Annotated in this window: 17 protein-coding genes; 9 read left to right on the forward strand and 8 right to left on the reverse strand. The window is 66.0% G+C overall.

Annotated features, from left to right (window positions below):
• Positions 1-43: 43 nt before the first annotated feature.
• The 3 genes from XW59_RS12840 (at position 44) to XW59_RS12850 (ending at position 2,282) form a co-directional block, all read left to right on the forward strand.
• Positions 44-946 carry a LysR substrate-binding domain-containing protein gene (locus XW59_RS12840; RefSeq protein ID WP_047145756.1) on the forward strand — a complete coding sequence of 301 codons (903 nt, stop codon included), beginning with the start codon at positions 44-46 and terminating at the stop codon, positions 944-946.
• A 284-nt stretch (positions 947-1,230) separates the two neighbouring features.
• On the forward strand, positions 1,231-2,100 hold the full coding sequence (locus tag XW59_RS12845; protein ID WP_052958151.1) for an alpha/beta hydrolase: 870 nt from the start codon (positions 1,231-1,233) through the stop codon (positions 2,098-2,100).
• On the forward strand, positions 2,097-2,282 hold the full coding sequence (locus tag XW59_RS12850) for a DUF1059 domain-containing protein (RefSeq protein ID WP_047146016.1): 186 nt from the start codon (positions 2,097-2,099) through the stop codon (positions 2,280-2,282). Before XW59_RS12845 ends, XW59_RS12850 begins: the two co-directional genes overlap by 4 nt.
• Here XW59_RS12850 and XW59_RS12855 read toward each other — a convergent pair.
• From XW59_RS12855 to XW59_RS12865, 3 genes are read right to left on the reverse strand one after another with little or no spacing between them, the layout of a single operon-like run.
• A complete protein-coding gene (locus tag XW59_RS12855) occupies positions 2,279-3,553 on the reverse strand; it encodes a CCA tRNA nucleotidyltransferase (RefSeq protein ID WP_047145757.1) in 1,275 nt (424 codons plus the stop codon). The two genes, XW59_RS12850 and XW59_RS12855, sit on opposite strands and share 4 nt — an antisense overlap.
• Positions 3,550-4,182, reverse strand: coding sequence for a CoA pyrophosphatase (locus tag XW59_RS12860; protein ID WP_047145758.1), 633 nt, complete (start codon positions 4,180-4,182; stop codon positions 3,550-3,552). Before XW59_RS12860 ends, XW59_RS12855 begins: the two co-directional genes overlap by 4 nt.
• 2 nt (positions 4,183-4,184) lie before the next feature.
• A complete protein-coding gene (locus tag XW59_RS12865; protein ID WP_047146017.1) occupies positions 4,185-4,814 on the reverse strand; it encodes a DUF1285 domain-containing protein in 630 nt (209 codons plus the stop codon).
• A 155-nt stretch (positions 4,815-4,969) separates the two neighbouring features.
• Here XW59_RS12865 and XW59_RS12870 point away from each other — a divergent pair, with 155 nt between their 5' ends.
• Genes XW59_RS12870 through XW59_RS12885 form a run of 4 tightly spaced genes read left to right on the forward strand, consistent with a single transcriptional unit; the run spans position 4,970 to position 11,850 of the window.
• Positions 4,970-5,977 carry a MoxR family ATPase gene (locus XW59_RS12870; protein WP_047146018.1) on the forward strand — a complete coding sequence of 336 codons (1,008 nt, stop codon included), beginning with the start codon at positions 4,970-4,972 and terminating at the stop codon, positions 5,975-5,977.
• A complete protein-coding gene (locus XW59_RS12875; RefSeq protein ID WP_047145759.1) occupies positions 5,977-6,885 on the forward strand; it encodes a DUF58 domain-containing protein in 909 nt (302 codons plus the stop codon). The genes XW59_RS12870 and XW59_RS12875 overlap by 1 nt, the downstream gene beginning before the upstream one ends.
• Positions 6,885-9,719 carry a DUF4159 domain-containing protein gene (locus XW59_RS12880; protein WP_047145760.1) on the forward strand — a complete coding sequence of 945 codons (2,835 nt, stop codon included), beginning with the start codon at positions 6,885-6,887 and terminating at the stop codon, positions 9,717-9,719. Before XW59_RS12875 ends, XW59_RS12880 begins: the two co-directional genes overlap by 1 nt.
• Before the next feature lie 58 nt (positions 9,720-9,777).
• On the forward strand, positions 9,778-11,850 hold the full coding sequence (locus XW59_RS12885; RefSeq protein ID WP_047145761.1) for a membrane protein: 2,073 nt from the start codon (positions 9,778-9,780) through the stop codon (positions 11,848-11,850).
• A gap of 20 nt (positions 11,851-11,870) precedes the next feature.
• Here the strand turns inward: XW59_RS12885 and XW59_RS12890 are convergent, their stop codons facing one another.
• Positions 11,871-12,440 (reverse strand): N-acetyltransferase, encoded by a 570-nt coding sequence (locus tag XW59_RS12890; protein ID WP_047145762.1) that lies wholly within the window; start codon positions 12,438-12,440, stop codon positions 11,871-11,873.
• 272 nt (positions 12,441-12,712) lie between these two features.
• On the opposite strand from XW59_RS12890, the gene XW59_RS12895 reads away from it, so the two are divergent.
• Entirely contained in the window at positions 12,713-13,702 is a 990-nt protein-coding gene (locus XW59_RS12895) for a glutathione S-transferase family protein (protein ID WP_047145763.1), read from the forward strand.
• A 4-nt stretch (positions 13,703-13,706) separates the two neighbouring features.
• Here XW59_RS12895 and XW59_RS12900 read toward each other — a convergent pair whose 3' ends face one another.
• A complete protein-coding gene (locus XW59_RS12900) occupies positions 13,707-14,204 on the reverse strand; it encodes an NUDIX domain-containing protein (protein ID WP_047145764.1) in 498 nt (165 codons plus the stop codon).
• A gap of 53 nt (positions 14,205-14,257) precedes the next feature.
• Here XW59_RS12900 and XW59_RS12905 point away from each other — a divergent pair, with 53 nt between their 5' ends.
• Complete coding sequence (locus XW59_RS12905) at positions 14,258-15,160, forward strand: metallophosphoesterase (RefSeq protein ID WP_137327021.1); 903 nt, start codon at positions 14,258-14,260, stop codon at positions 15,158-15,160.
• A 3-nt stretch (positions 15,161-15,163) separates the two neighbouring features.
• Here the strand turns inward: XW59_RS12905 and XW59_RS12910 are convergent, their stop codons facing one another.
• The 3 genes from XW59_RS12910 to XW59_RS12920 form a co-directional block, all read right to left on the reverse strand.
• On the reverse strand, positions 15,164-15,745 hold the full coding sequence (locus XW59_RS12910; RefSeq protein ID WP_047145766.1) for a hypothetical protein: 582 nt from the start codon (positions 15,743-15,745) through the stop codon (positions 15,164-15,166).
• 202 nt (positions 15,746-15,947) lie between these two features.
• Positions 15,948-16,712: an alpha/beta fold hydrolase gene (locus tag XW59_RS12915; RefSeq protein ID WP_047145767.1), complete on the reverse strand. Its 765-nt coding sequence runs from the start codon at positions 16,710-16,712 to the stop codon at positions 15,948-15,950.
• A gap of 99 nt (positions 16,713-16,811) precedes the next feature.
• Positions 16,812-18,554, reverse strand: coding sequence for a hypothetical protein (locus XW59_RS12920; RefSeq protein ID WP_047146019.1), 1,743 nt, complete (start codon positions 18,552-18,554; stop codon positions 16,812-16,814).
• Between the last annotated feature and the right edge of the window lie 135 nt (positions 18,555-18,689).

Raw genomic sequence — 18,689 nt, forward strand, 5'->3', positions numbered from 1 at the left:
GGATTCAATGGAGTTTGCCTGCGAAAAGGTATAGAATTTCTACATGAAGGAGCTGAACCGAGTCCATCTCAACGGATTGCGCGCTCTCGAGGCGGTCGGCCGGCTCGGCACGCTGCAGAGGGCAGCGGAGGAGCTTGGCGTCTCGCCGGGCGCGGTCAGCCAGCAGATCGTCAAATGCGAGAAGCAGCTCGGCCAGCTCGTCTTCGACCGCGTCGGGCGCGGCCTCGTGCCGACCGCCTTCGGGCGCGGCTTCCTCGCCCGGCTTTCAACCGGTTTCCGCGAGCTGGACAATGCGGTGGCAAGCTCCCGCCACCACGCCGAGGAGGTGCTGACACTCTCCGTGGCGCCGGTCTTCGCGTCGAAATGGCTGGTGCCGCGCCTCGCCCGCTATTCGCGGCTGCATCCCGACATACGCGTGCGCCTTGACGCCTCGACGAACCTCATCGATCCGGACGCCTCGGATGTCGATCTCGCGATCCGCGTCGGCGACGGCAACTGGCCGGAGGCACGCGTCGAGTTCCTGCTGCCGCAGGAGGTGTTTCCCGTCTGCGCGCCGGAACTCGCCAGGCAGATCCGCGAGCCGCGCGACATACTGAAACTGCCGATCGTCCGCGACGCCAATTCCACATTGAGCTGGAACACGTGGCTGAAGCAGTTCGGTCTCGATGAATCGCAGCTCGGCGACGGCTACAGCTTCACCGACGCCGCGCTCTGCCTCGACGCGGCGGTCGCCGGACAGGGCGTCATGCTCGCCTGGCAGACGCTGGCACATTACGCGCTTTCGGTCGGCCAGCTCGTCGCGCCCTTTCCGGAGCGGGCCGCGACCGGCCTCGGCTACTGGCTGGTGACCTCGTCGAGCAAGCGCGAGCCGCGCAAGGTCACCAACTTCAAGCGCTGGCTGAAAAGCGAGATCGAGGAGACGGCGAAGGATTTCACGCCGCTCTGAGCCACCGAAATCCCCGCTCCCGCAAAGAAGCCGCCGATGATGCAGCGTTGCAACATGGGGACGCGAAGCCATTGGAATGATTCGGCATTGCGAATGCGAGGGCTCCCACCGAAACGGGCTTGCGCGGATGCGGACGCTGTTTTTCGCAGTCACGCAAAGTGACAGGCTGAAACGATCGGACTAGATTTCCCGGAAGAGCGGGCGACCGAACGGCAGGCTCGGGGCTGCCGCAGCGTTAACCGTCCGCTAAGCATGAGTAAACCTTTAACCATCAGGATTGCGGCATGAACACCAGACCGCGCTTCCGCTTCGCATCCGCTCTCGTCCTCCTTTCGCTTGCCGCACCGGCCCATGCGTCCGACATGGCCGCGACGAACGCCGTTCTCGCGGCATCGACGGCACTGCCGGCGATGAAGGAGATCATCAACCGCGAAAGCGAATTCATCCACCGCTTCTACGAGCCGGACCATCCGAGCGGCCGCACGATGATCCTGATGCATGGCTCGGGCGGCGACGAGACGACGCTGGTGTCGCTGGCCTCCAAGATCGCGCCAAACGCGACCCTGCTCGGCATTCGCGGCCGAGTGGTGCAGAACGGCGTCAAGCGCTGGTATGCGCGCCTGACGCCCACCGAATTCGACCAGAAGGACATCCGCTCCGAGGCGAAGGCCTTCGCGACGTTTCTCGACCGTATCGCCGACAAGCACGATCTCGACCTGTCGGAAGCGACCTTCCTCGGTTATTCGAACGGCGCGAACCTCATCGCCGCGTTGACGCAGATCTATCCCGATCTCGTCCAGCAGGCGGTGCTGCTGCGTCCGATGCCGGTGCTGTCGGAGACGAAAACGGTGGATCTGACGGATTCGAGCTTCCTGACGATCGTCGGGGAAAAGGACAAGCTTTACGCGCCTTTCGCGCCGAAACTTGAATCGATGCTTCGTCAGTGCGGCGCCGAGGTCGACGCGCGCACCATCCGTTCGGGCCACGGCATCGGCGAGGAGGACGCACGCATCGCGGCCGAATGGCTGGCCCGGATGGAGGGCCGGCCGCAGCCCTTTGCCGCGCAAAAACAGGCGATTTCTGCAACCATGCTGGCCGATTCCGTGTTATCCTCCCCACCCGTGCCCAGAACGGACAAAGGAGAAGCACGATGAAGGAATTCCATTGCGGAACGCTCGTCCCCGGCTGTGACTGGCACACGCGCCACCAGGAAGAAGCAGAGGTCATGCGCCGCGCGATCGAGCACATGCGCGAGACCCACGGCGAAACCATCATTCGCGAGACGATGGTGGAAGCCATCCGCTCCCGCATCGAGAACAAGCGCGACGCTGCCTAAGCGGAACTCTCTTTCAACAGTTCGGCGGCGCGTCGAAGCAGCGCGCCGCGGTCGTCGCGAAAACCGCCTTCCACCCATTCGCTTTCGAGCTTCCTGAGCGTGTCGCCGAGTGCCTTGCCGGCGGGCGCGCCCAGTTCCAGAAGGTCGCCTCCCTTGACGGGAAATTCCGGCCGTTTCCAACCCGCAAGATATTTCAGCAGCCGCGAATAGCCACCTGCCTCGGCAAGCGCCGCGTTCTCGTGCACAGCCCGTGTCCGCGCGCTGGCGAGCGAGAGCAGCAGCCTGTCCTCCACGCCCCGGAGATCGGCATGATAGAGCAGCCTGGCGAAGACGCCCTCGCCCATGCCGTGCTCAGGCGGCGGCGCGAAGGCCCAGCTTTCGAGCCTCGCAGCCTCGGCATTGGAAAGCTTCAGCCGCTCCGCCAGCGCCTTCATGCGGACGGGATCGGGCGGCACGATCGCTTCGAGCCTAAGCATCGGATCCACCGCCCAGCCGAGATCGCGCTCGGCGGAGACGAGCCCGTGGATGGCATCGATGCCCCATTTTTCGCTTTCAGGAAGAACCGCCGTCAAAACCCCCGTCTGCCGCATCCAGAGCAGGGCGCGCGAGGGATCGGGCGCCGAAAGCAGTTTCTTCAGCTCCGACCAGACGCGCTCGGCGGAAAGCCGGCCGAGATCGCCCTTCAGCCTTGCGCAGGCCTTGATGCCTTCCGCATCCGGCCTGCCGGAACCGTACCAGGCGAAGAAGCGGAAGAAGCGCAGGATACGTAGATAGTCTTCGCGGATGCGGGTTTCGGCGTCACCGATGAAGCGGAGGTTGCGTGCCTCCAGATCGGCGATGCCGCCGACGAGGTCCACCACCGTACCGTCGGCATCGGCATAGAGCCCATTGATGGTGAAATCGCGCCTTTCGGCGTCGCGTTTCCAGTCGCGCCCGAAGACGACCCTGGCATGCCGCCCGTCGGTCTCGACATCGGCCCGCAGCGTGGTCACCTCATGGGGCCGGCCATCGGCGATGACGGTGACCGTTCCGTGCTCCTTGCCGGTGGGAACGGTTCTGAAGCCGGCGGCCTGGGCGCGCCGTTCCGTCTCGTCCGGCACGGTGGTCGTCGCGATGTCGATATCCGTCACCGGCATGCCGAGGAGCGCGTTGCGCACCGCGCCGCCGGCAATCCGCGCCTCCTCGCCGTCCGCGGAAAGCGCGGCCAGGAGCCGCTGCAGGGCTTCGTCTCCGAGCCAGTCCGCCTTTCCGGCGATTGAAACGGCGCTCACGCGTAAAGCCTTTCGTAGAGCGTGCGGATGATGCCGGCCGTTACGCCCCAGATATGCCTGTCGCCGAACGGCATGGCGTAGAAGAAGCGCTCCTTTTCCTGCCATATCCTGCTGTCGCGGCTGTGGTTCGCCGGATCCATCAGGAAGGAGAGCGGAACCTCGAAGGCGTCGTCCACCTCGTCTTCGTTGATGGTGAGGACGAAGCCCGGCCTGACGATGGAAAGCACGGGCGCGATGCGAAAGCCGCTGCCGGTGATGTAGTCCGGCATGCGGCCGATCACCTCGACGAATTCGGGACCGAGGCCGATCTCCTCCTCCGTCTCGCGCAGGGCGGCGAACTCCGGCGTCGGATCGGTGGCGTCGATCGCTCCGCCCGGAAAGGCGATCTGACCCGAGTGACGACGCAGCTTCTCCGTGCGTTTGGTGAGAATGACGCTCGCCTCCTCGCCGTGATCCACGACCGGGATCAGCACGGCGGCGTCGCGTAGCCCCTCGCGCACGATGAGGTGCCGCAAGTCGGGGTTGAGGCTGTGGTCGCCATAATCGGCATCCGTGTGCGGCGCCTGCTCGCGCTCCGCCCGGCTGCGAAAATCCTCGGCGGAAAAATGACGGCGTGTCGCTATATCCATATTCACCTGCTCAGCCGTTCGAGTTCCGCCATCGGCATGATCGGGAATGCCGCGCCCTTGGAGCGCAACGCGAACATCGGCGTCCCGCCCAGTTCGATTTCCTCGCCGAGTTCCGCCAGTTCGTACATCACCGCGCGGGAAACAAGCGCCTCCAGCCGGCCGCGCACGAGAAGATAGGGTTTCAGGCCGTCGGTGTCGTCCTCGTCGACGAAGCGCAGCGGATTGTCCGGCCCCGCCTCGACCACGTCGCCGACATTGGTGCGGAAGGTGAGCACGCGCTCCTCGCCCTCGCCGCGCGCGTCGACCTCAACGGCGACGAAATGCGCGTCCTCGACGCGGATGCCGACCTTCTCGACGGGCGTGACGAGATAGGTTTTGCCGTCCCCGTCCTTGCGCAGCACGGTCGAGAAGAGCTGGACAAGCGGCATTCTGCCGATCGGCGTGCACATGTAGAACCAGGTGCCGTCGGCTTTGATCTCCATGTCGAGATCGCCGCAGAAGTCGGGATTCCAGCGCTCCACCGGCGGCAATCCCTTGCCGGCGCGGGCCGCGCGGCCGATCAGCGCCTCGAGCCCACCGGCATCGGAAGCCCGCGCCAGAGCGCCTTTGTCGTTTCCTGTGCGTTCGTCCATCGTCACGAAATAGTCACTGTTGTTCGGCTTGTCAGCCATATCGGGTGATTTAAGTTGGAAGTACCCGCATCGCCAAGATGCGAATCACTGCCGGAAGCATTGCCCGATTTGGCATCCGACGCGTCAGCTTCCGCAACATGAAGGATTCCGATGGCATGAGCGTGATGATCAAGGAGCCCGCCCTCAGCGAAGCCGAGATGATCGCGGAAGCCGAAAAGGCGCTCGCCGATATCTCCCGGATCAAGGATGCAGTCGGCAAGGTCATCTTCGGGCAGGAAAGCGTCATCGAGCGCACGTTGGTGGCGATTCTGGCTGGCGGCCACGCGCTGCTCGTCGGCGTGCCGGGTCTCGCCAAGACCAAGCTCGTCGAAACGCTCGGCGTGGTCCTCGGCCTCGATGGCCGGCGCATCCAGTTCACGCCCGACCTGATGCCCTCCGACATTCTCGGCTCCGAGGTGATGGAGCAGGACGAGAAGGGCAAGCGTTCCTTCCGCTTCATCCCCGGCCCGATCTTCGCGCAGCTCCTGATGGCGGACGAGATCAACCGCGCCTCGCCGCGCACGCAATCCGCCCTGCTCCAGTCGATGCAGGAATACCACGTCACCGTGGCCGGGCAGCGCCACGACCTGCCGGCGCCGTTCCATGTGCTCGCGACCCAGAATCCGCTGGAACAGGAAGGCACCTACCCCCTCCCCGAGGCGCAGCTCGACCGTTTCCTGATGCAGATCGACATCCTCTACCCCGAGCTTTCCGCAGAGCGCCGCATCCTTCTGGAAACAACCGGCGTCGACGAGGCGAAGCCCGAGAGCGTGCTGACGGCCGAGCGGCTGCGCGCCGTCCAGAAGCTCATCCGCCGCATGCCGGTGCCGGAGAGTGTGGTCGAGGCGATCCTGGCGCTCGTCCGCTCGGCCCGTCCGGGCCAGGGCAATGACGAAACCGACAGGCATGTTTCCTGGGGACCCGGCCCCCGCGCCAGCCAGGCGCTGACGCTCTGCGCCCGCGCCCGCGCGCTCTATGACGGGCGCCTCGCCCCCTCGGTCGACGACGTATATGCGCTCGCCGAGCCGGTGCTGCAGCATCGCATGGCGCTGACCTTCGCGGCGAGGGCCGAAGGCATGACGGTGCGCGACGTGGTCGCGCGTCTGGTGAAAGCGGCCGGCTGATGGCGAGGGTCGGCGAGGCCTCCGCACCCGTTGCCTCGCGCGACGCCCTTGCGCGCGCCAGGCTGCGCGCCTCGCTTGTGCCCGACCTGCTGGTGGAGGCCCGCCGCGTCGTCAACACGGTGATCGCCGGCTGGCACGGGCGGCGCAAGCGCGGGATCGGCGAGAATTTCTGGCAGTTCCGCCCCTATGTCGACGGCGAGGCGATGTCGCGCATCGACTGGCGCCGCTCGGCCCGCGACGACCACATCTACGTGCGCGACCGCGAGTGGGAAGCCGCCCATACGGTATGGCTGTGGGCCGACCCCTCGCCTTCCATGCTGTACAAGTCGCAGGCAGCGCATGTCGCCAAGGAATCGCGCGCACTGGTGCTGATCCTCGCGCTCGCCGAGCTTTTGTCGCGCAGCGGCGAGCGCATCGCCTGGCCGGGGCTCACCGATCCCTTCACCGCGCGCAACGGCGCCGAGCGCCTCGCCTCGCATCTCGCCCATGCCGCGGCACTTCCGCCAAGGCCCGAGCTTGCCGGACTGCGCCGTTTCAGCGACATCGTCATCGCCAGCGATTTCCTCGATCCGGTCGAGGAGACGCTTGCCTGGCTCGACCCGCTGGCGCGCCGCGGCGTGCGCGGGCATCTGATCGAGATCGCCGACCCGGCGGAGGAAACCTTCCCCTATGCCGGCCGCACCGAATTCACCGACCCGGAGACCGGCGAGAAGCTGACCGCGGGCCGAGCTGAAACGCTGAGCGACGACTATCGCAGGCTCTATACGGCGCGCCGTGAAGAGCTTGCCTCTCATTGCGGCAAGCTCGGCTGGAGCTACACCGTCAACCATACCGACCGGCAGGCTTCGGAAGCGCTGGTGAAGGTGCACATGGCGATGACGGCGGACATAGGGCACGGAGGGCGCTGATGGGTTGGCTTCCCCTCTCCTTCGGCTTCCCCGCGATCCTCGTCGGCCTGCTGGCGCTGCCGGTCATATGGTGGCTCCTGCGGCTGACCCCGCCGAAGCCGCAGACCGAGGTGTTCCCGCCGCTGCGCATCCTTGCCCGGGTCCTGAAGAGGGAGGAGACGCCGCATCAAAGTCCCTGGTGGCTGACGCTGCTCAGGCTATTGATGGCGGCGCTCATCATCTTCGCGCTGGCCGAACCCGTGCTGAACCCGCGCGAGGCGACGCCCGCCGGCGGCAGCGCCGTCGCCATCGTCGTCGACAATGGCTGGGCTTCCGCTCGGGACTGGGACATGCGGGTCGCGACCGCCGACCGGCTCATCGAGGACGCGAGCGGCAATTCCGTGCCGGTGATCCTCACCTTCACGGCAGAGAAGCCGAACACGGAAATCGGCCCGTTCGACGCCAATGCGGCGCGCGACCGGCTGAACGCGGCCGAGCCGAAGCCGGTGCCGACCGACCGGCCCGCCGCCTTCGGGCGCGTTGCCGAGGCGCTGCGGGAATTTCCAGGCGCGAGCGTCGCCGTGCTCAGCGACGGGCTCGAGGCACCCGGCGACGAGGCGGCTTTCGCCCAGCTTCTGGGGGAGAATGCCGGCAATCTGGTCTGGATCGCGCCGGACCGGCTGCCGATGCTCGGCATCACGGCGAGCGAGAACCTGCCCGACGCCTTCACCTTCGACGTGATCCGCGCCCCGGGCGATCCGGCGCCGCGGGAGGCGAATGCCGCCGCCCTGGACGATCGCGGCCGGCGGATAGCGGAGACGACCGTCAGCTTCGCCATGGGCGAGACGGCGGCAACCGGCGAAATCCGTGTGCCTTTTGAGTTGCGCAACGACTTCTCGGCAATCACCATCGACGGCGAGAACCAGGCCGCCGCGATCCGGGTGCTCGACGAAAATTCGAAGCGCCGCCGCGTCGGCCTGATCTCGCAGGCCGAGGCCGACCAGGCGCAGCCGCTGCTGTCGCCGCTCTACTACATTCGCCGCGCGCTGGAACCCTTTGCCGACCTGGTGGAGCCGTCCAGCCAGGATCTCGGCGAAGCGATTCCGCAGATCCTCGAGCAGCGGCCCGCCATGATCGTCATGGCCGATGTCGGGACGCTGCCGGACACGGCGCGTGAGCGGCTGATCGAATGGATGAACGAGGGCGGCACGCTTGTCCGATTCGCCGGATCGCGGCTGGCCGCGGCGGAGAACGACGACGAGCTGCTGCCCGTGCGCCTGCGCCTCGGCGAGCGCGCGCTCGGCGGCACGCTTTCCTGGACCGAGCCGCAGCCGGTCGCGCCGTTCCCGGACGGCAGCCCATTCTCCGACCTGACGCCGCCTTCGGAAGTGACGGTGACGCGCCAGATACTCGCCGAGCCGAGTTCCGATATCGTCGAGCGCACCTGGGCGAACCTCGCTGACGGCACACCGCTCGTCACCGGCGCGCGGCGCGGCGACGGCACGCTCGTCCTCTTCCACATAACGCCCGAAGCGACATGGTCGAACCTTCCGATCTCCGGAACGTTTGTGGAGATGCTGAGGCGCATCGTACAGCTTTCGCGCAATCAGGGCCGCATCGACGCATCCGGCGAAGGCGCGGCGGCTTCGCTCGCGCCCTATCGCATGATCGCCGCCGACGGCCAGCTCGTGCCGCCGCCGCCGGATGCCCGCCCGCTCGCCGCCGGCTCGACCGATGTGCCGGTGACGATCGAGAACCCGCCGGGCCTCTACGGAACCGAGGAAGGTGTCGTGGCGCACAATCTGCTCAAACCTGATGCCGAATTCACGCCGATCGCGAGACCGGAAACGGCGCTGCCCGTGACCCAGGCCCGCTATGCCTTCGACGAATCGGTCGACCTGAAAGGGTCTCTCTTCGCCGCCGCGCTCGCGCTGATGGTGCTCGACACGCTGGCGGTGTTCTGGATGGGCGGCGCCTTCTCGCGCCGCCGGCGGGCAACGGCAAGCAAGACGGCGGCGGCCGGAACGATCGCCGCCGCAATGGTCGCCGGCGGCCTGCTTCTCGCCGGCACCGGCAATGCATCCGCACAGGACGCCAAACCCGGCGACGCCGAAGCCGTCGAGGCAATATCGCAGACGCGGATCGCCTATGTCGTCACCGGCAATTCGTCGATCGATTCCATAAGCCGCGCCGGCATCCAGGGCCTGTCGCGCTTCCTCATCGAAAAGACCGCGCTGGAGCCGGGCGAGCCGGCCGGCGTCGACATCGAGAGCGACGAGCTCGCCTTCTATCCCTTGGTCTATTGGCCGATCGATCCGGACGGCCCGATGCCGTCCGAGGCGGCGCTTGCCCGCGTCGACGCCTACATGCAACAGGGCGGCACCGTGCTCTTCGACACGCGCGACCAGTACTCGACCGGTTTCGACGCGAATTCGACCAGTGCGTCGAACAACCGCCTGCGCGACATACTGGCGAACATGAACGTTCCGCCGCTCGAGCCGGTGCCGGACGACCACGTGCTCACCAAGGCCTTCTTCATCATGCCGGAATTTCCCGGCCGCTATAATGGCAGCCCGCTCTGGGTGGAGGCCTCGCTCGACGCCGCCAACACCGAGAGCCGGCCGGTCCGCACGGGCGACGGCGTGTCGCCGATCATGATCACCGCCAATGATTTCGCCGGCGCCTGGGCGATCGATTCGAGCGGCAATCCGCTGCTGCCGACCGTGCCTTCGGATCCGATGCAGCGGGTCTATGCGATGCGCGGCGGTGTCAACATCATGATGTACATGCTGACCGGCAACTACAAATCCGATCAGGTCCACGTGCCGGTCCTGCTCGAGCGGCTGGGGCAGTGACGATGATCCATTCCAGCGCTTTTCTCGAGCAAGCCCCCCTCGCCCGGAGGTGCGCCGCATGAACTGGTCGCTGAGCTTCGAGCCCTTCCTGCCGTGGATATGGACGATTGCCGTTCTGTTGCCGGTGGCGGCGCTGGTCATCCTCGGCCTCGTGCTGCGCCAGCGCGGGGCGCTCTTCCGCCTTGCCGCCTTCGCGGCGCTCGCGGTCGCGCTCCTCAATCCGGTGCTGCTCGACGAGGAGCGCGAGCCGCTGAAGAGCGTCGTCGCCCTCGTCGTCGACCGCAGCCAGAGCCAGGATATCGGCGACCGCACCGCCATCACCGATCGAGCGGTGGAGGAGTTGCGGGCGAGGCTCGGCCGCTTCGACCAGTTCGAGGTGCGCATGGTGGAAGCCGGCCGTGCGGACGCCGCCGACGACCGCACGCAGACACGTCTCTTCGGCTCGCTCGACAGCGCGTTCCGCGACGTGCCGCCGTCGCGCGTCGCCGGCGCGATAATGGTCACCGACGGTCAGGTGCACGACGTTCCCGCCAACGGCGCCGGCATCAATGCGCCGCTTCATGCCCTGGTCACCGGCGACGAGGACGAGCGCGATCGCCGCATACGCTTCGAGCGGGCGCCGCGCTTCGGCATCGTCGGCAAGCCGGTCGACCTGACCTACCGCGTCATCTCGACCGACGACGAGAGCGGCATGGTTGACGTGCGCGTGCTGGTGAACGGCGAGCAGGTCTCGGTCGAACGCGCCCTGATCGGCGAGGAAACGCCGCTGCAGCTCGTCATACCGAACGCGGGCAAGAACATCGTCGAGCTGGCGATCGAGACGCAGCCCGGCGAACTCACCGACACCAACAATCGCACCATCGCCGTCCTCGACGGCATTCGCGAGAACCTGCGCGTGCTGCTGGTTTCGGGCGAACCACACGCCGGCGAGCGCACCTGGCGCAACCTTCTCAAGTCCGACGCATCGGTCGATCTCGTCCACTTCACCATCCTGCGTCCGCCGGAAAAGCAGGACGGCACGCCGATCAACGAATTGTCGCTCATCGCCTTTCCGACGCGCGAGCTCTTCGTCGAGCGTATCAACGATTTCGACCTGATCATCTTCGATCGCTACCAGCACCGCGACGTGCTGCCGATCCTCTATTACGACTACATCGCCGAATATGTCGAAAACGGCGGCGCGCTGCTGATCGCCGCGGGTCCCGAATATGCCGGCATGCAGTCGATCTCGCGCACCCCGCTGATGGCGGCGCTGCCGGCGCTGCCGACCGGCAACGTGTTCGAGGAAGCGTTCTACCCGCGCCTGACCGAGACCGGCCAGCGCCATCCGGTGACGCGCGGGCTGGAAGGCTCCGGCGCCGAACCGCCGCAATGGAGCCGCTGGTTCAGGCAGATCGATATCCAGAATCCGGAAGGCGAAGTGGTGATGAAGGGCGCCAACGACCGGCCCCTGCTGCTGCTCGACCGCAAGGGCGAGGGTCGCGTCGGCATGTTCCTTTCCGACCAGGGCTGGCTCTGGGCGCGGGGCTTCGAGGGCGGCGGACCGCATGTCTCGCTCTACCGCCGCATCGCCCACTGGCTGATGAAGGAACCGGAACTCGAGGAGGAGCGCCTGACCGCCGACGGACGCGGCATGACGCTGGAGATCGCGCGCCAGACGATGAGCGACGATCCCGGCCCGGCGACGGTGATCTCGCCCTCCGGCGACACGCTCAACGTACCGCTGTCCCAGTCGCAGCCGGGCCTTTTCACCGGCAGCGTCGAGACCGACGAAATCGGCCTCTACCAGATCGGCAATGGCGACCTCACCGCGCTCGCCCATGTCGGGCCGATCAACGCGCCGGAATTCCAGGATACGGTCTCGACCACCGAGGTGCTGCGCCCGGCGGCCGAAGCGACCGGCGGCAGCGTGCGCAGGATCGCGAGCACGCTGACCGGCGGCGTCAGCGTGCCGGGCATCGTGCCGATCCGGCCGAACGGCGAAGCCTCCGGCCGCGACTGGATCGGGCTGCGCACCACCGACGACAGCATTCTCAAGGCGGTGAGCCGAGTGCCGCTTTTCGCCGGCTTCTTCGGACTTGCCCTGTTGCTGATGGCGCTCGGCTCGATGTGGTATCGCGAGGGCCGCTGACGCGCCCTTACGAGATACGCCTACGCGCGAAGCTTTTCGGGAAGAGGTTCGGCTGCCGGCGCGGCCACGGTTTCCGCGGTCGGTTGCGCATGGTCGGCGTGAACGACTTCGCCCCTGAAAGCCTCCAGGGCTCCGGGCCTCAGCTCGGCTGCGAGCAGCCGTGTCGGATCGACGGGCCGCGGCATGGCAAGCTGGCCGCCGGGAATGCGCGAGAAGCCGAGCGGCCCGTAATAGGGTCCGTCGCCCACCAGCACCACGAGCGCGGCGCCGTCAGCCCGCGCGGCGTCGAGCGAGATCGCGACGAGCCGTTTGCCGATGCCGAGATTCTTGAACGCGGGACGCACCGCCAGCGGACCGAGCAGCAACGCCCTCCCTTCGCCCGCCGCTATCGGCGTGAGCCTGACCGAGGCGATCACCTTACCGTCGTGAAGCGCGACGAGGGAGAGGTCGCGCCGGTGCGGGCCGCCTTCGCGGATCTTGTAGGCCGCGCGCGCGAACCGTCCCGGCCCGAAGGCCTCGACGTTGATGTCTTCGATTTCGTGATCGTGCGCGGCGAGTTCCGGCACATAAGTGACGTCGGCAAGGCTCATTGTCGAAAAATCCGGTCTTGAACGGGAAGAATGGTACGTGCGGCAGCAACCGCCAGCGCCGGCAAGGCGCTTCAGCTCATTCGTCGTCGCTCGAAACGGACTTTCATCTGGACAATTCCTCCGGGGCATCTTGCCACCGGAAATTCCGCTACCACCAAATCGGGACGCAGGCAATCGCTGTTTTCGTTCGCGCGACGAACTGTTCAACGCAGATCGTTTTGGCTTCCCGCCCTTCCGGCCTAGATAAGGTGCAGAGGAAAGGAGCCAGGCACATGGGACTTCTGGTTGACGGCGTCTGGAAAGACGTCTGGTACGACACGAAAAGCACCGGCGGCAAGTTCGAGCGCTCCAAGTCGCAGTTTCGCGACTGGATCACGCGCGACGGCAAGCCCGCCGACGGCCGCGAGCGCGGCTTCAAGGCCGAGCCCGGCCGCTACCACCTTTACGTTTCCTACGCCTGTCCGTGGGCGCACCGCACCTTGATCTTCCGTGCGCTGAAGGGGCTCGAGGAGATGATCTCCGTCTCCGTCGTCCACCCCTATATGGGCGAAAACGGCTGGACCTTCCGCGGCGGCGAAGGCGCCACCGGCGACACGGTCTACGGGCTCGATTTCCTGCACCAGATCTACACCAAGGCCGACCCGCGCTATTCGGGGCGGGTGACCGTGCCCGTCCTCTGGGACAAACGGGAGGAGACGATCGTCTCCAACGAATCCGCCGAGATCATCCGGATGCTGAACTCCGCCTTCGACGAATGGGGCGATCCGTCGCTGGACTTCTATCCGAGAGAATTGCGCGGCGAGATCGAAACCGTCAACGACATGGTCTATCCGGCGATCAACAACGGCGTCTACCGCGCGGGTTTCGCGACGACACAGGAAGCCTACGAGGAAGCCTTTGACGAGCTCTTTGCCGCATTGGACATGCTCGAAGACCGGCTATCGAAGAGCCGCTATCTCGTCGGCGACCGGATCACCGAGGCCGACTGGCGGCTCTTCACAACGCTCGTCCGCTTCGATGCCGTCTACTACTCGCACTTCAAGTGCAATCTGCGGCGCATCGAGGACTATCCCAACCTGTCGAACTATCTGCGCGAACTGCATCAGGTGCCGGGCGTCGCCCAGACGGTCAACATGCATCACATCAAGGCGCACTATTACGGCAGTCACGTCACCATCAATCCGACGCGGATCGTGCCGAAGGGACCGGCGCTCGACTTCGCCCGCACGCACGATCGCGCGCGGCTGAAAAAGGCCGCCTGAGGCCTCACCATTCCGCGCCGGCGACCTCGCCGCCGAAAAGCTCGGCGAGCCGGCGCAGGGTCGCCGGCGTGGTGCCTTCCGGCAGCGCGTCGAGCGGGAAGAACGCCGCCTCGGCGATCTCGCGGTCGGGCTTCTTGTCGCCAAGCCGCCGATATTGCGTGACGAGGAAGAGGGCGACATGGTCGCGTCGGCTCGCCTGGCGGTTGAAATGCAGCGATTTGAGCTCCGGCGCATCCGTCAGCTCGATATTCGCCTCCTCCATGAGCTCCCGCTCCAGCGCCTGCAGCATGTGTTCGCCAGCTTCCACGCCGCCACCCGGAAGCTGCCAGCCCGGCACATAGGTGTGTCTGATCAGCAGCACGGAATTGCTTTCCCGATCGAACACCGCCCCGCGCACCCCGAGCGTCATCGGTCGGCTCAGCAGAAACCAAAGGTGGAACAGACGGCCGCGCAGCCGCGGCAAAAGGTTGCGGCGGACGCCGGAACCTGGGCTCGCGCTCATACGGCTCGCCTCGGCGGCTGGAATCGAAACGACGCCTGCCTTAAAGAGGTTCGATGTTCAGGCTTGCCCATCTTTCCGATATCCACCTTGGACCCCTACCCGACCTAGCCTATCGCGATCTCGCATCCAAGCGGATAACCGGCTATATCAACTGGCGTCGCAACCGACGCGCCAGCCTCCATGAAGACGTCATAGATTCCATCGTTGCCGATATGAAGGCGGCGCGCCCGGATCATATCGCGGCGACCGGCGACCTGATGAACCTGTCGCTTCCCGGTGAGATCGAGCTTTCGCGGTTGTGGCTGGAGACGCTCGGCGAACCCGACCACGTCTCGGTCGTGCCGGGAAATCACGACGCCTACGTGCCGCGCGCCCTCGACAAGACCTGCGCGGCCTGGGCCCCCTGGATGCTCGGCGACGGCATGACGGAGCCCGCCAGGCGCGGCACCTTTCCCTACATGCGCGTACGCGGCCCGCTCGCCCTCATCGGCGTTTCGTCCGCCCGCGCCACCGCACCCTTCATGGCGAGCGGCTTCTTCGGCGAGAACCAGTCGAAACGACTTGCGACGCTTCTCGACGAGGCGGCGGCACGGTCGCTGTTTCGGGTCGTCATGATCCACCATCCGCCGGTGCGCGGCGCGGCACCGGCGCATAAGCGGCTGTTCGGGATCGGGCGCTTCCAGAATGTCGCGCTCAGGCACGGCATGGACCTGGTCCTGCACGGCCATACGCACCTGCCGACCACGCACTGGATCGACGGCGTGGGCGGGACGCGCATACCTGTCGTCGGCGTCTCCGCCGCGGGTCAGACGCCGGGCGGCTCGCGGCCCGCCGCCCAATACAATCTCTTCGATATCGGCGGAGCGCCGGGGCGCTGGGAAATACAGCTCACCCGGCGCGGCCTTTCCAATACCGCCACAGGCATCAGCGAGATTTCGACGGAAAGGCTTGGGTAACGCTCAGAAGGCGAGTTGCAGCCTGTCCCAGGCAAGCGCGAGCGTGATCGCGATGCCGAACACGGCGCCGAGAAGGGCAATGCCCAACCCCCGGAAGAAGGCGGCCCACATCCGCGACCTGCCGCCGCGGGCGCCGCCCATCTCGTGAATCGCTCCAAGCGCCGTGACGTCGCCTTCCATGAAACGCTGGCGCTCCACGAGCCGCTCGGCGATGTAGCGCGTCACCTGATCGGCCACCGGCTTCATGTCCACCGATTCGGCGAGCACGACCCGGCCGAGCCGCGTGTCCTTCAGGAAGCGGTAGGTGCGCCGGTCACGGCCCATCGTGACATGGCTGACCGCGTCGATCCAAAGCCTCGGCTGCGCTCCCGAGGAAATGGCGAGGTCGAAGCCCTGGTCCTCCGAAGGCACTTCGGCAAAGACCGGTTCGAGCTCCTGCGCCAGAAGTTCGAGCCTGATGCGCTGCGCCTCGCGCATCTCGATCACGACATCGTCGCGGTCGGCTGTCGCGTTCTTCACTTCCCGAATGGCTTCGGAAAGCGAACGCGTCACATTGTTGGTCTTGTTACCGGCTGGCTCACTCATGGCGTCTTTCCACGCAACTTCCTACTGCGGCATGCGCCCAACGGGACGCGGAGAGCCGCTTCAGCTACTTTCCCGAACACCATCCACGCCATGATCGGCCTGGAAGACGCTCAAGGTTAAGCAACAATTAACACAGGCCGAAAGCGAAATCACGATGATTGAACGCTTGCGCACCATTGTCGTTGCATGAGACCGCGAGGGATCAGGAACCCGCTATGTTTCGGCGGATCACGCGCAGCACTTCCTCGGGCGCCTCGTCGGGCAGCATGTGGCCGCGATCGGGGAGAAGGTGACGCGCGAAATGGGGGGGCAGGTTGTGGCACTGCCTGGCAGGCAACACGTTGTCGAGCCCTCCCCAGACCACGCTGACGGGCATCGCAAGCGCGGCCAGACGGTCGCGCGCGATCTCGCCCTGGCTGCCTCCCGGCGCAATGATTTCCGCGATCTTCCGAAGCATCGCGATGGCACCCGGCTGGCGACGGCCTTCCATTGCCGCCCCAACGGCTTCGTCGGGCACCGGCGACGTCCAGCCGAACATCCCCTCCAGGCAGGCGCGCAGACTTTCCTTGTCCCGCGCCGCGGCGAACCGCGCGAGAAGCCGGGCATTGATCTCCGGACCGAATCCGCCAGGGGAAAGTAGAGTCGCCGAAGCGATCCGCGCCGGCTCGGAAATGGCCATCAGCGCCGCGATCGCCCCGCCCATCGAATGGCCGACGAGATGAACGCGGTCGAGCCCACGGGCGGCGAGATCGGCAAGCACCGCCTTGACCGCGATCTTGGCAGGGCCCGCTTCCGGCCAATCGAGCGACGCGCCATGGCCCGGCAGATCATAGGCGAGGCTCGACGTTTCGGGAGCCAGTGCTTCCTGAAGCCCGCGCCAGACGCGATGGCTTCCCCCGAAACCGTGCAGAAACACGAGCTTCGCGGGGCTCTCCCCCTTTTGCACGGCATATAGCGATTGCTGCATGTCTCCTCCTCCGCAAGAATCGCAACCAGCCGGCAAGATTTCACGCCGGGCCGCATAGGTAAAGCGCCGCGGCTTCAGGACCGGTCGTGTCGAGACGGTTCAAGTTGCCGAGGAGAGGCCGGCCTGGCGAAGGGCGTCGACGAGCTTGCGGATCAAGTCCTGCGGGTACTTTCCGCGCTCGAAATAGCCGGCCGGGTCCGCCGAGAAGCGCGGATAGTTCGCCGTGATGTCCTCGAGCAGGACGGCCGCCTCTTCCTTCTTTCCAAGCGCGTCGGCGACGATGAGCTGGGCCGCGAGATAGTGCGCGCGGCGCGTCGTGGCGAGCAGCGAGACCGCATCAGCCGCACCCTCGTAGTCCGAGAGCATGAACTTGGCCAGGAAGAGCGAATAATCCCACCACGTCGGGTGCGCGCTGGCGGCGGTGACCGCACGCTGCATGATCGGCATGCCCTGCTGGTACTCGCCGGAAAAGATCAGCCCGGAGGCATAGGCGGCCGCCATGCTGAGGTCGTAGGTGTTGAGCTCGTAGGCCTTGCGCGCCCACCGCAGGGATTCCTCGACGCTCGCGGTGCGGGAAAGAACATGCCCGTAGGCGCGATGGGCGTAGGGGCTGTTCGGGCCGAGCTGGATCGCCTTGCGCGCGAGCTCCAGCGCTTCGTTCACCGTGGCGTTCGGGGGATAGTCGTGGCGGTCGGTGATCGTTTCCATGTGCAGCGAGGCGAGCTCGGAATAGACCAGCGGCGACTTGGTGTCCTGGTCGATCAGCCTTTCGAAACAGGTATAGGCGAGACGGTGCGCATCCGCCTTCTGGTCGCGATAATACCTGTCGTTGAGCATCAGGCAGCGGGTGAGCCCGGTCTCCAGATGTTCCTCCTCGATGAAGGCGTAGATCGATCCCGACGCCGTGACCACGGAGGTCAGAACGTCGGCGATCTCGTCGTCGACCACGGCTTCAGCGGACTCGGCTTCCGTAATCATTCGGGAGAAGATCGCCCTGCCGCGCTGGGCATTCTGCAGTTCGACCAGCACCTCCCCCTCGCTCGCGCCCGGCGTCACCGTGAAGATGAAATCCATCGTCGCCGTGTAGCCGTTCTTGAAGAAATCGTAGTCACGGGCGATGAACTCGACGGTGTCGAAGCCGGCGAGGCCGCGTCGCAGGGCGGCGCTTACCCGCTCCGTCGCATCGTCCTCCTCCGACGTGGCGAGGAACACCGCAGGCAAAAGGTCGCGCTCGACGGAAGCGGTGAGAGCGACGCGATCGGCCCTCCGCGCCGGATCGTTCGAGGCTGCTTCGGTGCTCGCCGCCGGCGTCTGCAGGTTCTGGTAGGCGATGACGCCGAGCAGGCCGATCAGCACCAGCAAGGCGGCGGAAAGCAGCTTCAACTGGCGAACGACCTGTCCGCCGTCGCCAACGGCCGGCTCGCTCGCGGCAGGCGGCTGAACCGGAGTGGAGGCAGGTTCGACCGCCGCGAATGCCAGGGGCTCGGCGAACTCGTCGACGTCGACATAGAAATATTCCGGCGCGTAGGACCCGCGCGGGATCGCGATGCGGATGGTCTCGGAACGACCTTCGGCCTCGTAGTAGTTTTCCAGGAGTTCGCGCAGCCGCCTCGCCTGAACGCGCACGACCGCGTCGGTGGCCGGATCGAAGCCGGAATCCTTGCCGAACACGTCTACGGCGATCGAAAAGCCCTTCAGCCTGTCGCCATTGCCCGCCTGATGTTGTTCAACCAGATAGCGCAAAAGATCGCGCGCTCGCTCGGAACGAGAAAATGTCTCGCTCGTGACAATCCGCTCCAGCGCATCGTGAACCTGCTCGGCGGGGGGCATGGAACGCCGCAAGTTCGACCCCTCCATTTCTCGTTATCAAAAGATCATACGCGAGTGCGCATGGGGCACAAACAAAATATGGGCAATCAAATAGAAACCGCCGGTCCAAAACGCGTCTGGACCGGCGAAAAGCTGTTGATATTTCTG

This window comes from Aquamicrobium sp. LC103 (assembly GCF_001014615.2).
GTDB lineage: Bacteria > Pseudomonadota > Alphaproteobacteria > Rhizobiales > Rhizobiaceae > LBCQ02.

Excerpts from the sequence above, each read along its gene's own strand:
- XW59_RS12840 (WP_047145756.1), top strand. The coding sequence starts at position 44 with ATGAAGGAGCTGAACCGAGTCCATCTCAACGGATTGCGCGCTCTCGAG.
- XW59_RS12845 (WP_052958151.1), top strand. The coding sequence starts at position 1,231 with ATGAACACCAGACCGCGCTTCCGCTTCGCATCCGCTCTCGTCCTCCTT.
- XW59_RS12850 (WP_047146016.1), top strand. The coding sequence starts at position 2,097 with ATGAAGGAATTCCATTGCGGAACGCTCGTCCCCGGCTGTGACTGGCAC.
- XW59_RS12860 (WP_047145758.1), bottom strand. The coding sequence starts at position 4,182 with ATGGATATAGCGACACGCCGTCATTTTTCCGCCGAGGATTTTCGCAGC.
- XW59_RS12865 (WP_047146017.1), bottom strand. The coding sequence starts at position 4,814 with ATGGACGAACGCACAGGAAACGACAAAGGCGCTCTGGCGCGGGCTTCC.
- XW59_RS12870 (WP_047146018.1), top strand. The coding sequence starts at position 4,970 with ATGAGCGTGATGATCAAGGAGCCCGCCCTCAGCGAAGCCGAGATGATC.
- XW59_RS12875 (WP_047145759.1), top strand. The coding sequence starts at position 5,977 with ATGGCGAGGGTCGGCGAGGCCTCCGCACCCGTTGCCTCGCGCGACGCC.
- XW59_RS12880 (WP_047145760.1), top strand. The coding sequence starts at position 6,885 with ATGGGTTGGCTTCCCCTCTCCTTCGGCTTCCCCGCGATCCTCGTCGGC.
- XW59_RS12885 (WP_047145761.1), top strand. The coding sequence starts at position 9,778 with ATGAACTGGTCGCTGAGCTTCGAGCCCTTCCTGCCGTGGATATGGACG.
- XW59_RS12890 (WP_047145762.1), bottom strand. The coding sequence starts at position 12,440 with ATGAGCCTTGCCGACGTCACTTATGTGCCGGAACTCGCCGCGCACGAT.
- XW59_RS12895 (WP_047145763.1), top strand. The coding sequence starts at position 12,713 with ATGGGACTTCTGGTTGACGGCGTCTGGAAAGACGTCTGGTACGACACG.
- XW59_RS12900 (WP_047145764.1), bottom strand. The coding sequence starts at position 14,204 with ATGAGCGCGAGCCCAGGTTCCGGCGTCCGCCGCAACCTTTTGCCGCGG.
- XW59_RS12905 (WP_137327021.1), top strand. The coding sequence starts at position 14,258 with ATGTTCAGGCTTGCCCATCTTTCCGATATCCACCTTGGACCCCTACCC.
- XW59_RS12910 (WP_047145766.1), bottom strand. The coding sequence starts at position 15,745 with ATGAGTGAGCCAGCCGGTAACAAGACCAACAATGTGACGCGTTCGCTT.
- XW59_RS12915 (WP_047145767.1), bottom strand. The coding sequence starts at position 16,712 with ATGCAGCAATCGCTATATGCCGTGCAAAAGGGGGAGAGCCCCGCGAAG.